The sequence below is a fragment of the Rossellomorea sp. ABR4_004 genome (genome assembly GCF_056159585.1).
In genome coordinates, this window is record NZ_JBSWVM010000002.1 from 180,254 (window position 1) to 194,921 (window position 14,668).

At 43.6% G+C, this 14,668-nt stretch carries 10 protein-coding genes and 1 pseudogene; 1 reads left to right on the forward strand and 10 read right to left on the reverse strand.

The genetic code is table 11. From position 1 onward, the window contains the following. The 4 genes and pseudogenes from gltB to mnmH form a co-directional block, all read right to left on the reverse strand. The gene (gene gltB, locus ACXAF2_RS13790; RefSeq protein WP_475139441.1) at window positions 1-4,599 is read right to left on the reverse strand and encodes a glutamate synthase large subunit; all 4,599 of its coding nucleotides are present in this window, start codon (window positions 4,597-4,599) and stop codon (window positions 1-3) included. A 906-nt stretch (window positions 4,600-5,505) separates the two neighbouring features. Next, the gene (locus ACXAF2_RS13795; protein ID WP_475139443.1) at window positions 5,506-5,967 is read right to left on the reverse strand and encodes an SRPBCC family protein; all 462 of its coding nucleotides are present in this window, start codon (window positions 5,965-5,967) and stop codon (window positions 5,506-5,508) included. Continuing rightward, window positions 5,960-6,310 (reverse strand): MerR family DNA-binding transcriptional regulator, encoded by a 351-nt coding sequence (locus ACXAF2_RS13800; protein WP_475139444.1) that lies wholly within the window; start codon window positions 6,308-6,310, stop codon window positions 5,960-5,962. Before ACXAF2_RS13800 ends, ACXAF2_RS13795 begins: the two co-directional genes overlap by 8 nt. A gap of 59 nt (window positions 6,311-6,369) precedes the next feature. Then, window positions 6,370-7,503: pseudogene (gene mnmH, locus ACXAF2_RS13805) on the reverse strand (tRNA 2-selenouridine(34) synthase MnmH). A 235-nt stretch (window positions 7,504-7,738) separates the two neighbouring features. On the opposite strand from mnmH, the gene ACXAF2_RS13810 reads away from it, so the two are divergent. Further along, window positions 7,739-9,289, forward strand: coding sequence for a glycoside hydrolase family 10-like protein (locus ACXAF2_RS13810; protein WP_475139446.1), 1,551 nt, complete (start codon window positions 7,739-7,741; stop codon window positions 9,287-9,289). 39 nt (window positions 9,290-9,328) lie between these two features. On the opposite strand, the gene ACXAF2_RS13815 is transcribed toward ACXAF2_RS13810, so the two are convergent. From ACXAF2_RS13815 to ACXAF2_RS13840, 6 genes are all read right to left on the reverse strand, one after another. After that, window positions 9,329-9,880: a cysteine dioxygenase gene (locus ACXAF2_RS13815; protein ID WP_475139447.1), complete on the reverse strand. Its 552-nt coding sequence runs from the start codon at window positions 9,878-9,880 to the stop codon at window positions 9,329-9,331. A gap of 17 nt (window positions 9,881-9,897) precedes the next feature. Continuing rightward, window positions 9,898-10,821 carry a DMT family transporter gene (locus ACXAF2_RS13820; protein ID WP_475139449.1) on the reverse strand — a complete coding sequence of 308 codons (924 nt, stop codon included), beginning with the start codon at window positions 10,819-10,821 and terminating at the stop codon, window positions 9,898-9,900. A 304-nt stretch (window positions 10,822-11,125) separates the two neighbouring features. Continuing rightward, window positions 11,126-12,457 carry a 6-phospho-beta-glucosidase gene (locus tag ACXAF2_RS13825; protein ID WP_475139451.1) on the reverse strand — a complete coding sequence of 444 codons (1,332 nt, stop codon included), beginning with the start codon at window positions 12,455-12,457 and terminating at the stop codon, window positions 11,126-11,128. Window positions 12,458-12,476: 19 nt separating this feature from the next. Then, a complete protein-coding gene (locus ACXAF2_RS13830; protein ID WP_475139453.1) occupies window positions 12,477-12,767 on the reverse strand; it encodes a hypothetical protein in 291 nt (96 codons plus the stop codon). Window positions 12,768-13,054: 287 nt separating this feature from the next. Further along, window positions 13,055-14,335, reverse strand: coding sequence for a PTS sugar transporter subunit IIC (locus ACXAF2_RS13835; RefSeq protein WP_315635648.1), 1,281 nt, complete (start codon window positions 14,333-14,335; stop codon window positions 13,055-13,057). Between the two features lie 27 nt (window positions 14,336-14,362). Beyond that, complete coding sequence (locus ACXAF2_RS13840) at window positions 14,363-14,668, reverse strand: PTS sugar transporter subunit IIB (protein WP_044339788.1); 306 nt, start codon at window positions 14,666-14,668, stop codon at window positions 14,363-14,365.

Consider the following 14,668-nt stretch of genomic DNA (forward strand, 5'->3'; position numbering starts at 1 on the left):
TTATTTCGCAGGTTCTAACACTTTTTTCTCTTCTTTTGTACCTTCTTCAAATGCTGCCATTTCGGCATCGAATTTCTCTAATCCACTATTTTCAAGCTCACTGATCCGTTCTCTCATCTTGAGATACGATTTCGGAATTACGCGTACAAATTTTGACACGTAGGAATCCCAGTTCGCTAAAATCTTCTTGCCGTTGTTACTGTTTGTATAATGAACGTATTTCTCGATCATGTGGTATACATCTTTCATTTCTTCCGGATCAAATAATGGTTGAACAAGAACCAGTTCCTGATTACATCTTGATCGGAAATTTTCATCTTCATCCAGTACATAAGCGACTCCGCCTGACATACCGGCTGCAAAGTTTCGGCCTGTCAGACCGAGTACAACCACTTTTCCACCTGTCATATATTCACATCCGTGATCGCCAACACTTTCAACGACTACCTGCGCCCCACTGTTTCGGACACAGAAGCGCTCGCCGGCCACTCCATAAATATATGCTTCTCCACCTGATGCCCCGTAGAAGGAAACGTTCCCGATGATTGTGTTTCGTTCAGGAATGAACGTAGCGGTTGGATCAGGATGAACGATGATTTTCCCGCCTGATAAACCTTTTCCTACGAAGTCATTTGAATCACCGACAAGTCTCAACGTCAGTCCTTTCGGAATAAAGGCACCGAAGCTTTGTCCTGCAGATCCTTTAAACGTCAGGCGGATAGTATCTTCCGGTAAGCCTTCTGCACCGTAACGTTTTGTAATTTCGCTTCCAAGCATCGTGCCGGTTACACGGTGAATGTTCCTGATCGCTGTCGTCCATTCAACCGGTATTCCCTTTTCAATGGCTTGGCGGCAGCGGGGAATCAGTTCTTGATAATCCAGTGTTTTCTCAAGTTCGTGATCCTGTTTTCTTGTCGCATAGCGGCCCACCTTTTCAGGCACATCCGGCTGATACAGTAGGGCAGAGAGGTCAATTCCTTTCCCTTTCCAATGATCGATTGCTTCGTTTGCTTCAAGGATATCGGTTCTACCGATCATTTCATTGATCGTTCTGAAACCAAGTTGAGCCATAAGCTCTCTCGTTTCCTGGGCAACAAAACGCATGAAATTCGCTACATGCTCAGGGTCACCTGTGTATTTTTTACGTAACTCAGGGTCTTGAGTCGCAATACCGACTGGACATGTATTCATATGACAAACACGCATCATGACACACCCAAGGACAACAAGTGGTGCAGTCGAGAATCCATACTCTTCCGCTCCTAGAAGCGATGCAACCACAACATCCCGGCCCGTCATCATTTTCCCATCAGTCTCGACGACAATCCGGTCACGAAGACGATTCAGTAACAGGGTCTGATGAGCTTCGGCAAGACCGATCTCCCATGGCAGTCCTGTATGTTTCAGACTCGTTCTTGGTGCAGCACCTGTCCCTCCGTCATATCCACTGATTAACACAACATCCGCCCGGCCTTTTGCCACACCTGCAGCGATCGTTCCAACACCCACAGCTGATACCAGCTTCACGCTGATGCGGGCTTGCGGGTTCGCATTCTTCAGGTTATAAATCAGCTCGGCAAGGTCTTCAATCGAATAGATATCATGATGAGGCGGTGGTGAAATCAATTCCACTCCAGGAGTAGATCCCCGCACTTCAGCAACCCAAGGATACACTTTCTTTCCAGGGAGATGCCCTCCTTCGCCAGGTTTAGCTCCTTGTGCGACCTTGATTTGGATTTCATCCGCATTGACAAGGTAATGGCTCGTTACACCGAAGCGTCCTGATGCTACTTGTTTAATTGAACTTCTTCTGGAATCCCCATTTTCGTCTGGCGTGAAACGGCTAGGGTGTTCCCCGCCTTCACCTGAGTTGCTCCGTCCGCCTATTTTATTCATGGCAATTGCTAATGCTTCATGGGCTTCCTGGCTGATGGAGCCGAATGACATGGCACCTGTCTTGAAACGGCGACAGATTTCTTCCACTGACTCTACCTCTTCAATCGGGATAGGCTTCGTTTCTTTAAAAGAAAGAAGTCCGCGCAGAGATTGAAGATTTTGCTTTTCGTCTGTCAGCATGGTGGAGTATTTCTTGAATAACTCATAATTATTCGTACGGCATGCATGTTGAAGAGTGTGAATCGTACTTGGATTGTACGCATGATCCTCTCCATTTTTACGATATTGGAATTCGTCCCCGGATTCTAATGTACTTTGATTGTCTTTACGGTCATTAAATGCTTTTCTATGTCTTAAGAGCACTTCTTTTTCGATGATATCCATTCCGATTCCGCCGAGCCTTGAGGCTGTACGGGTAAAATATTTATCGATCACATCTTTATGAATGCCTACCGCTTCAAATATTTGTGCTCCACGGTAGCTTTGAATTGTAGAGATCCCCATTTTAGATAATACCTTGATGACACCGTCAGTCCCTGATTTCACAAAACGGTGCACCGCTTGTTCGTAAGTGGTGTCCTGCAGCTCGCCCTTATCGATCAGATCACGCAGTGTTTCATAGGCTAAATACGGATTGATCGCTTCTGCACCATATCCAAGCAGGGTTGCAAAATGGTGAACCTCCCTTGGTTCCCCTGATTCTAAAAGAATGCTGACAGTCGTACGGGTTCCCTGGCGAATTAAGTGATGATGCAGTCCTGAAACGGCAAGAAGCGCTGGAATGGCTGCCCTATCCTTCACAACTCCTCTGTCTGATAAAATAAGCAGGGTCGCCCCGTCTTCAACGGCCTGGTCAGCTTTTTCATACAGTGCATCCAGGGTGCTTTCAAGCTGATTTCCTTCATCGGTTACATCAAATAAAATCGATAAAGTAACGGCTTTGAAGCCCTCTTCGTTTTGATGACGAAGCCTTTCAAGCTCTTCCCCGGTTAAAATCGGTGTCTTTAAATGGATATGCCTGCAGCTTTCAGGACCCGGGTTAACCAGGTTACCCTCTGCTCCAATCGTTGTTCCCACAGATGTAATGATCTGTTCTCGAATCGCATCGATCGGCGGGTTTGTCACTTGAGCAAATAGTTGTTTGAAGTAGTTATAAAGAAGTTGCGGTTTTTTCGATAATACAGCAAGAGGTGAATCATATCCCATGGAACCGACCGGGTCTTTCCCATCTGTAACCATCGGCTTGATAAGTTTGTTTAATTCCTCTGTTGTGTAGCCAAATGCCTGTTGTTGCAGGAGAACTTCTTCTGAATCCAGTTGAACCACTTCCTGGGTCGTTTCAGGCAAATCCTCAAGCTCAAACTTATTGTTATCCAGCCAATGTCTGTATGGTTGTTCGGAAGCAACCCGCAACTTGATCTCTTCGTCCGGAATGATTCTACCTTTTTCAAGGTCCACCAACAGCATTTTCCCCGGTTGTAATCGGTCTTTGTACACAATATCGTCGGCAAAAATATCAAGGGCCCCAACTTCAGAACCAAGAACGATCATGCCGCCCTTTGTCACATAGTAGCGGGCAGGTCGAAGTCCATTCCTGTCAAGGCATGCGCCAATCTGTTTTCCATCTGTAAACACAAGCGCTGCAGGTCCATCCCATGGCTCCATCAAACAGCTATGATATTCGTAGAAGTCCTTTTTCTTAGGGTGGATCGTGTCATCATTTTCCCATGGTTCAGGTACCATCATCATAGCCGTGTGAGCAAGGGATCTACCTGATAAATGAAGGAATTCAAAGCAGTTATCAAACATGGAGGAATCACTGCCTGTCTCATCAATGACAGGAAGGATTTTTTCCAGATCTTCTTCTTTAAAAGCACTTGAATGGCACAGCTTCTCACGAGCGCGCATCCAGTTCACATTACCTCTTAATGTATTGAATTCTCCATTATGAATCGTATATCGGTTTGGATGAGATCGCTGCCAGCTTGGGAAAGTGTTTGTACTAAAGCGGGAATGTACAAGAGCTAAAGCTGACCGGAACTCAGGGTGGTTGAGGTCAATATAAAAGGAATCGAGCTGTTCAGGTATGAGCATCCCTTTGTAAACGATGGTCGTGGAAGACAAGCTACATAGATAGACATCTTCTTGTCCCTCAACAGTTGCCACTTCTTTTTCAATTCGTTTCCGGATTACATATAACTTTCGTTCGAAATCCATCCGGGACTGTATATCATCCGAGACCCCAATGAATACCTGGCGGATGAAAGGTTTCGACTTGGAAGCCACTTTTCCGACAAAAGAATCGTTTAGGGGCACTGGTCTCCATCCTAAAGTCTTCTGACCCTCTTCTTCTATGATGCGTTCGAAGATTTCTTTACTCTTCATACGCTTCTCATAATTTTCAGGAAGGAATACCATTCCAATTCCATATTCACCTTTTCGGGGAAGAATGATGTCTTCTTTCTCACATTGCTTTTTGAAGAAATGATGGGGGATTTGAGTAAGGATACCTGCACCGTCCCCAGTACTTGTATCGGCAGATTGTCCTCCGCGGTGCTCTAAGTTACATAAAATATTAATGGCATTTTGAACGATGTTATGACTCTTCGTCCCATCAATATTTGCAATCATTCCAATTCCACATGCTTCATGTTCTTGCGCAGGATCATACATCCCTTGCGCTACAGGAAGATTCGTTTTCATCCAATGTCCTCCTCTACCAAACTTGTATATTTTTTGAATAATTAACCGGTTAATTAAATTTTCTTAATTTTCGTTAGTATATCATGAAATTTAGAAAAAACGAAAAATTAAGTTAACGGGAAAAGAGGTATTTTTCCAAATATATATGTATTGGAGTGAATGAACGCTGATATATAAATGTTTATTTTGACTTAATATTCAGAAACTTTAAAAGCTTGATGTAATCACAAAGAAATCGCTTTCAAAAAATCACTCACTGGAACATTTTTCATCAATATTCAACATGAATTTTCATGCAAAATAATCACTAAAAAAAATTTTTCTCACACGTAATTTTGCATGTTTTTGCTGTTTAGGATGGACGTATCGAATGATAGCGGGGGTAACGGATGAAATACATTACCGGTCAAGCTGCTGAAACTCTTCTTCTATTCCCATATACTCTAAAACTCAAACCACACTGAAGAGGGACGGACCTCCAACTTCGTGGAGGTCCGTCCCTCTTCTTTGAATGCCTATCAAACACATCATTAGTTATTTATTCCCAGGCATATTAGCATATGCAGAACAATACTATTTATAACAGGAAGCCCTTGAAATCTTTCCTTTCTCTATCACGTGGCTCTGGGAAGCCAAATTGAGTATTCTTCAGGGGCTTTCTATAACTGCTTTTTAAAACAAAGTGTACGGATTAGAATGAAGCATTTTCTATACATTATTCCGTTATCCTGAATATATTCCCATTATGTTTAGTATAGTAGAGATATTTTCAAGATGGGTGCAGATGATCGGATACTACATCCCTCTCTCCCTTATGTGCGTCTCCCATACTGGACAGTGACTAACCACCCTTTTTCTCTCCTCGGCAAGACTTCTTATCTCTCAGAGGTCCGTCCCTCTTCTTCACTACTTATTCGCTTCTTTCAATGCTTCGCTTTCAACACGGTCCATGAATTCGGTGACGACTTTGTTATTATTTTTTTCTCCGCCAAGTTTTAATAAGACTTTTCCAAGGAAGTTCCGTCCTCTGTTTTCACCTTTATAGATGAATGTGGTTTGGCTCTCGTCTATTTTGTGAAGGGTGAATTCAGCCTCGATTTCAAAAGCTTTTGCAAGTGTGAAGCCAATCTTATTGTGTTTTTTCTCAGGGGTGTTCTCATACTCGAGGTCTTCTACGATATACGTCTCGATTCTTTTCCCCTCTTTGTATTTCTGTTGGTAAGTGGATCCTACCACACCTTCCTTTTGCTCCAGTACCTTGTTTTCAACGACGTTCGGCATGATTCGTTGAATGTTCTCAAGCTCAAACAAATGCCAAATCGTTTCAATATTGACTGGAATGATCCGTTCTTCTTGCCATTTAATCATTCTTATCCTCTCCTATTCCCATCTCGATGAAATCATCCATTTCTTCGATCACTGTTTGTATTCGCTGAATTTCCGCTTCTAAATCCCGTTTCTTCGCACGTATCAATTGTTCCAAATTCTCAAAGGACTCGTCATTTACGACGGTTAACATTTCTTGAATGGAAAAGTTAAATCTCCTTAAGTAGACCAATAATCGTCCCACTAGATAGGACCCATTATCATAATAGCGATAGTTGTTTGCAGGATCGATATACACAGGTTCCAGCAATTTGATCTCTGCGTAATAACGCAGTGTTTCCTTACTCAGTCCTGTCATCTTGGAAAACTCGCTCACCTTGTACATTCTTTCCACCTCACACCTAAATCATAAACCATGTGGTGCACCACACGGTCAATCCCTTTCTATAAAATGATTTCCCGAGCTTTTTCATGAATAGATACGCTTCCTTTTATGAATTTCTTCACTTCTTCGCATGCCTCTCCAATAGAAGATGCTTTTATCGTCACCTTTTTATCTCCAGGATACTGACTCGCCGTATGGTAATATCTTGGATCATAATAGTATTCCAATAAAAGCTCCAAGATCCGTACATAGTTCTTCTCTTTCAGCTCATTCTCAATCTGATTGGCAATCGGGCTATGTATACGTCTCTTGATACACCGAAACGCTTCTGCAAATTCATCATGATGCTCGTGTAAACGGTATTCTTCTAAAATATGATTGACTCTTTCTTTCAGTGGCATCTCAATAAAGATATGAAAACCCCTCTCCTTTTTCTCTACTAAAAAGTCAGGGAGAAGCAGCTTTCCGATCCGTTTGCTTTCCGCTTCGAATAAAATATAGGGAGATTCCGTAAGCTATTTCAGGTCTTTAAGCAGAAGGGAATCAAAGGTTTTCTGGTTGCTTGGTGTCAACCCGATTTGTCCAAAAATGGAGCCTCGATGGTTGGCTAACGTTTCGATATCCAGGACCGGGTACCCTTCCTTTTGGAGCTGTTTCAGGATGGTTGTTTTGCCAACTCCGGTTCCTCCATTTAACACTAAGGCTTGAGGCTTTAAATCGAATGTCTCCAGTTCATTCAACACCCAGTGACGATACGCCCTGACCCCTCCTTGAATACGGGAAGTTTTCACACCCATTAAATCCAGGAAGGTGGCAGCTGCTTTGCTTCGCATCCCACCCCGCCAGCAGAAAACCACAATCTCACCCTCCAGTTTCTTAAACTCTTTTATAAAATCCGGGAGTTTTCCTGAGAAGATTTCCAATCCCCGTTCCGTTGCCCTCTCTTTGCTTACTTGCTTGTATAGAGTCCCGACTTCTGCTCTCTCTTCATCATTGAAGACGGGTATGTTGATACTGCCCGGAATCGTCATTTCCCTGTATTCAGAAGGAGATCTCACATCTACGAATGTATAGTTATTGACATCACATCGATCTATCGTTATATCCTTGAACATTTCATCAACTCTCCTCTTCACTTTAACTCCTATTTTACCACCACTCCAACCTGATTGTTCGCAACATTCTGTAATCATTCTTTCCCTTTCTTTTCTTTTTAGAACGATTTATCTAGTCAAATTCTCCCTCTTACCGATAGAATATTCAGTTTTTTTACCTCATTGGTACTATATACCATATTAACGCAACACTTTATAATGAAAATAGAAATATTATTTCACGTTTTTTCATTATTTCGTGAAGTAATATTTCAATTAAATGAAAACGGTTTCTTGTATAAGAAATCAGTTAATGAAAGCGGGGGATTTGTTGATGAAAGCAGTGAAGTACATGATTATGTCCGTCTTGTTGTTCTCTCTTGCCCTTCCTTTTTCTTCAGGAAAAGCAAAAGCTTCGGAAACTCATGCGCCTAAACATGAAATGCGTGCAGCATGGATTGCCACGGTTCAAAACATTGATGTAAAAGCCGGAATGGACAAGCAGGAGTATACGGATTGGGTGGAAGAGACCCTTGATGAGCTGAAAGAGTTGAAGTTTAATACCGTCATCTATCAGGTGAAACCTACTGTAGATGCCTTCTATCCTTCTGAACTGGCTCCCTGGTCTCAGTACATTACAGGTGACAAACAAGGAACGGATCCGGGATATGATCCACTTCAGGTCATGATCGATGAATCTCATAAGCGCGGAATCGAGGTTCATGCATGGGTGAACCCTTATCGAATCACGATGCCAAACCAAACGATCGAGTCACTTGCAGATCATAACGTAGCCAAGCTTCATCCTGAATGGGTCGTGAAATATGGCAAGCAATATTATTTAGACCCAGGTATACCTGAAGTACAAGAATACTTGATTGATACAGTCGAAGAATTAGTGAGTCATTATCATATCGAAGCCGTTCACATGGACGATTACTTCTATCCTTACCGAATTGCAGGAGAAACCTTCCCAGATCAAGATACATACGAGAAATATGGCAACTCTTTTGACGATATTGAAGATTGGAGACGAAATAACGTTGATGTTCTTGTAGCTGACATCAATTCAGCCATCAAAGACATTAAAGAATGGGTACAATTCGGGATTTCCCCATTTGGTGTATGGAGAAATAGTGCTGATGATCCGACTGGAAGCGATACACAAGCCGGACAAACGAATTATGACGATCTGTATGCAGACACACGTCAATGGATCAAAGATGGAAGCATTGACTATATAACCCCTCAAATCTATTGGTCCAGGAATCTGGCTGTTGCCAACTACTCCGTTCTATTAGATTGGTGGAGTCAGGAAGTGAATGAGTATGCGTATAATCACCCCGTTAACCTTTATATAGGGATGGCTGACTATAAAGTGGGGGACAATTTTGACCAGGAATGGTACAATCCTTACGAGCTGCCTGAGCAAATCATGGACAACCGTGAAAATGGAACTGCCCTTGGGCAAATGCATTTCTCTCTCAAACAAATACTTGAAAACCCGCTTGGTTATGCCGACATTTTACGAAACGAGGTTTACACCGAGCCTGCTTTAACCCCCGCCACCCCTTGGAACGATGAAACACTTCCAAAGAAGCCGAACACTGTGAAAGCAGATACACATAAAGATGGAATCACGATCAAGATCGATGATAAGAAGCATACCGATGCCAGAAAATATGTCATCTATCGCTTTGATGGCGTAAAAGAAGGAGATTACGAGAATCCAGCTAACATTGTGGATGTCGTGTATTCTCAAAAAGGACTTACAACGTATGAAGATACTTCAGCTGAAGAAGGTGGAATGTACACATATGGTGTTACGTCTGTTTCTCCCACAGGTGTGGAAAGTAAGGATGCCAAAACCGTACGAGTACGTTAATAAGAAAGAGCGTTTCCCCGTTATGGGGAAACGCTCTTTCTACTTCAACTGCATTTCTTTTATTTTTTGCCTGATATGATCCGGCCACCATGCCCCGCATTCTTCCGATACCACACAGGCTGCACATTTTTCCAAGTCATACACCATCATACCCTGAATAGGCGGAGAATAAAGGTGAAGGGTCACCAGGTCTTCCCCACACCCCCTCTTCATCTTGTGGACACCCTTTTTCGGTGCAAAAAAGTAAGAACCTTCCCTGTATTCACGATGGAATATCTCCTGTGGAAGCTGGTTTTCTTTTACTTCAAAGATTGTATTGACTGAAGTCCCGCTCAGAACTTGGATCCATCCTTTTGAGTCCCCATGATCATGTGGAGCACATTCCATGTCGGACCAATTCATCACGAGGAGCTCTGCTACTTCATTTTGATAAAGGAGCTTCCGATAATATGGTTTACCTTCCGGAGACTGTAAGTATGGCTGTAAATCATCGAGACTTATTTGAAGAGATTGCAAGACTTCTTTAAGTTCTTTCGTGGAAGGGGTGGTCAATTCATCCAATCTATCCTTTATCGTATCCCTTAAGGTCACCGCGATTCCTCCTTGTGTTATCGTTTCCTCCATAGAAACCGATGGAAAACAGAAATCATCTGGCCATTTACAATCACAACTCCTATTATAATTATGACTCCACCCAGGATGCTTATGAAAAAAATCTTCTCATGCAGAAGAAGGATTGCCGCAATGAGTGTGGTAACGGGCTCTAAATAGAGAAACATCGACACCTTTGACGCATCCAATACCTCAAGTGCTTTTCCCCAGTACCAATACGCGATGCCAGACACAAACACACCGAGGAACATCAAATGGGCCCATTCCACATTTGATAAAAGAGAAATGCCTTCCCAGCCCCGGTTTCGGATGAGAAACGGAATGGTTAAGCTGAAACCCAATAGACTCATATAAAAGGTGATGACGAGGGATGGCAGCTCGATACGAAGTTTCTTCAGCAACACAGAGTAAATGGCCCAGTTCAGTGTACTGAGGATCATCAGGATATAACCGATATTAACGGCAAATCCGATAGACTGCCCGCTCCTCGCTGTGGTCACCATCAGCACACCAGTAATTGCTATAATCATGCCCAGCGCTTTTGGTATCGTCATTTTTTCATGTAAAAAAATCATGGAAAGGATTACGGTGAATACAGGAGAAAATGAAATCATCCAGCCTGCAGATGATGCATCAATTGTAAGGAGTGCCGTCGCCTGGATCACTTGATGAACGAAGACGCCAAGTACCCCCAACACGATCAGGTGCGGAATATACCTGATCGGAATGGCTAGACGATAATTTTTTAAAAGTAAGAGCATGAGCAGAAACAGAGCTCCGATCGCAAATCGAAGAACGAGCAGTGTATACGGGTCGAGGGTGTCCAACACTGCTTTCGTTGATACAAATGATATGCCCCAAAAGCTGATTGACATCGTGGCATACAAGGAGGCGGCAATCTTGGTTTTTACGGGATTCATGGGCGTGGGTATCCTTTCAGAAGAAGGTCTTTGTATCATGGTATGCTCGTCCAGGAGAAAAATGTGGGGATTGTGGTGGAGTTTCGTGTGGGATGGGATGAGTTAGGCGGTTTTGAAAATAAATCTGATTCCTAACCCGCTGGAGCATCGCTTATCGATAGTAAGTCGATAATATACTTGCCAAACTCGATAATATATCCGAAAAGTCGAGAATATCTCTACCAAAACTACTCCCAACCTCCATTCTACTCGACAATCCAAACAAAAAAGTGCCCCAAATCACCATTTGAGACACTCTCCTTCCTTAACTATGGCTTAATCGTTCCCGAAACTGCGGTAAATACTCTCTATGCACCTCAAGCATTTCATCCAGCAGTAGTTTCGCCTTCACATCACTCGTCACCAACGGATTGATCGTCATGGCAAGCAACGCTTTCTCATAGGACCCTGTTACAGATGCTTCCGCAGCAACACGTTCAAAAGATTTAATTTGATGAACAAGCCCACTCACAGCCACCGGCAGCTCACCGACTGCAATCGGCTTAGGACCAGACTTCGTAACGACGCAGTTCACTTCCACAGCAGATCCCCGTGGTAGATCACTGATCGCTCCGTCATTGCGGACATTCAGGGTTTGAATGTCACAGCGATCATTATAAATGGATGAGATGAGATTACAAGCCGCATCGCTGTAATAAGCCCCTCCCCTTTGTTCAAGCTGTGGAGGCTTGATATCGAGGTTTTCATCCTTGTAAAGTTCGAAAAGCTCATTTTCTAATTGCTGAACCACTTCTGCCCTGGTGGTCCCCGTCTTGAATTCTTCTAGCTGTTTTTCTAAAATATCACTCTGTTTATAAAAATAACGATGATAAGGACATGGAATGATTGAAAGACTCTTGATGAATTCAGGTTCCCATGGAAGAGGCGCGATATTCCTCATGCTGACCTGCTTGTCAGGGTTACTCATGATCTCCAGAACGTCCCCTAAAACTGACTCACCGTCCACCAAAACGTCCAAGCCGTACACCATATGATTCAATCCGGCGAAGTCGATATGGAGTCGTTCTACCTCCACATCAAGAAGCTTGGCCAATGTCATTCTCGTATTGATGGGAAGATTACATACGCCGACGACCTTAGGGTGTGACCCGTAACGCAGTAAAGCCTCTGTCACCATGCCTGCAGGATTCGTAAAATTGATCAACCAGGCGTCCGGGCAAAGCTCCTGCATTTCATCTGAGATTTCAAGCAGAACAGGAATCGTCCTCATTCCCTTGAACAATCCCCCGGCCCCATTTGTTTCCTGACCGATCATCCCGTACTTGATCGGAAGCCTTTCATCTTGAATTCTCGCTTTTAGTTGTCCGACTCTCATTTGAGTGGTGACAAAATCAGCATCTGCGAGAGCCTCTTTCCGGTCCAGTGTAAGGTGAATTTCCATGGGAACCCCAGCTTTTTCTACCATTCTTTTTGCCAAATTTCCGACGATGCCGAGCTTATCTTTCCCTGCTTCAATATCCACCAGCCACAACTCACTCACTGGAAGCTCATCATAACGCTTGATCAATCCTTCAACAAACTCGGGAGTATAGCTTGACCCCCCGCCGATCGTAACGACCTTGATTCCGTTCTTCATTGTGAATGCCTCCCCGAGATTACTTTGCAACAAAGGCCAAAATAAAGCTTATTAAGAAACTTACAACTACTGCCAATAAAACGCGCTTCCTTTTAACAGAAGCATCTTCAACGGGACCTTCAATTTTCAAAAGAACAAATGAGAGCCCAATCGAAGCCGAAATCCCCGTTGCTAAAAATACGCTCCAATCCTTTTCGAGTCCTGCACTCATTAAAGGTTTGGAAAGTAGTAAAAGTCCGATGGATACGGAGATTAGAAGAACAAACACACTTCTAAAACCGATTCGCTTCGGGACAACCGTTTCTGTCATTTGAATCACTCCTATTGCTAATGAAGAAGTGGGAATCCTAGGACCCCCACTTCTGCTTATTGATATGATCGTATTCTGCTAGAGGCAAAGCCCCTCGGCTTTTCTTTTTGTCCGGCTGCGGGGCTTAGAGGCTCGAGGTCATAAGCCAATCCGCTTTTCTTTTTGTCCAGCTCTGGCGGCTAGCCCCTCGAGGTCATAAGTCAACTCAACCAAAAAGGCAAAGAACGCCTTTCCGGTGGACTTGCCTTATGCTTGTCGGGGCTGACCAAGCCGCCTCCGCTTTTCTTTTATGCCGCTTGTTGCTCGTTTTCTTCCATTTTTAACATTTTTTTATCGTACATCTTTAAGAATGGGAAGTAGATTGCGAAGGAAATTCCGATATTGATCAGAACCATAACGATCGCTCTCCAGTCACCACCCGTTGCCAGGTAAGCTCCTATCGGTGCAGGAAGAGTCCATGGCGGCATGATGTAAGTTGGTGACACTAATCCGACTGTCGTTGCCACATACGAAATCGTTGCCGTTATTAAAGGAACCGTGATGAAAGGTATGATTAGAATCGGATTCAATACGATTGGAGCTCCAAAGATGATAGGCTCATTAATATTGAATACACCTGGTACTAGACATGTTTTCCCCAGTGCTTTCAAGTATTTCGAACGTGCAAAGAAGACCATAGCAAGAACCAATCCAAGAGTTGCTCCTGATCCACCGATCCAAATGAACCACTGATAGAACGTTTCTGGAGCGATATGTGGAATCGGATTGCCACTGGCAACAGCATCAGCATTGTTCACAAGGAATACTTCCCAAAGCGGACGTGCTACCGTTCCTACAACTGATACACCATGAATTCCGAATGACCAGAAGAAATCTATAAGGAATACTGGAACCAATACTCCGAAAATACTGTCACCTGCTGTAACCAATGGAGCAACAGCGACACCAACTATATGATGGAGGTCGACTCCAGCTAAAACTGTGATGGATGAAACTAAAATGATGACAATCGCTACAGGAATAAGTGCTTCAAAGCTTCGTGATACAGATGCCGGTACTTGCTCAGGCATTTTGATGGTAATGTTTTTCGTCTTACAGAACCGTAGAATTTCAACTGCCAGAATCGAGACGACCATGGCAACGAATAATCCATGACCACCGAGGTTGGTCATTGGCAGGACCCAGCCTTCTCCGTCCATTACTTTAGGTGTAATCGTTAGTAGAAGTGCAGCTACTGAAATTTGCGCACCGGATAATGGATCCAGGTTATAGCTTTTCGAGAGGTTGTATCCGATCCCGAAGGCTATATAGAGTGACATGATAAACATGGTCAGTCGGTAGGGAATCAGGATTTCGACGATGTTGTCAGCGGCCCACTGCTTGATGTCTCCGAATATTCCGCCATCAGGGAGCGGTGGAAAAGCTAAGATCAGGAAAAATGAACCAACGATAATAAATGGCAGTGCTGAAATAACCCCATCCCGGATTGCTTGCAAGTGCCTTTGTTCAGAGAGTCGGGCCATTGGACCTGACAAGTTGTTCTCTAGAAAATTCACAAACTTTTGCATGTTTGTACCCCCTTGTTTCCTATTAAATTAGTTGGTTAATTCTTTTACTGTTTTCAGTAAAGTAGGACCGCCAAGTGGCGTGTACGCTTGTGGAGGAATCGGACCACAAGGGACATTCGCTTCATCAGCGGCTTTCTTCACTTGGTCAAAACGGTGACGGATCTGCGGTGCTACCATACACACATCCCATCCCTTGGATATCTCCTCAGATACTTCACCGGTCCCGATTGCATGGACTTCCATCTCAATCCCTGCTTTGTCCCCTTCTTTTTTCAGTGCATTCACGACAATTGCGCTGGACATTCCACCTGAACATACGAATAATACTCTCAT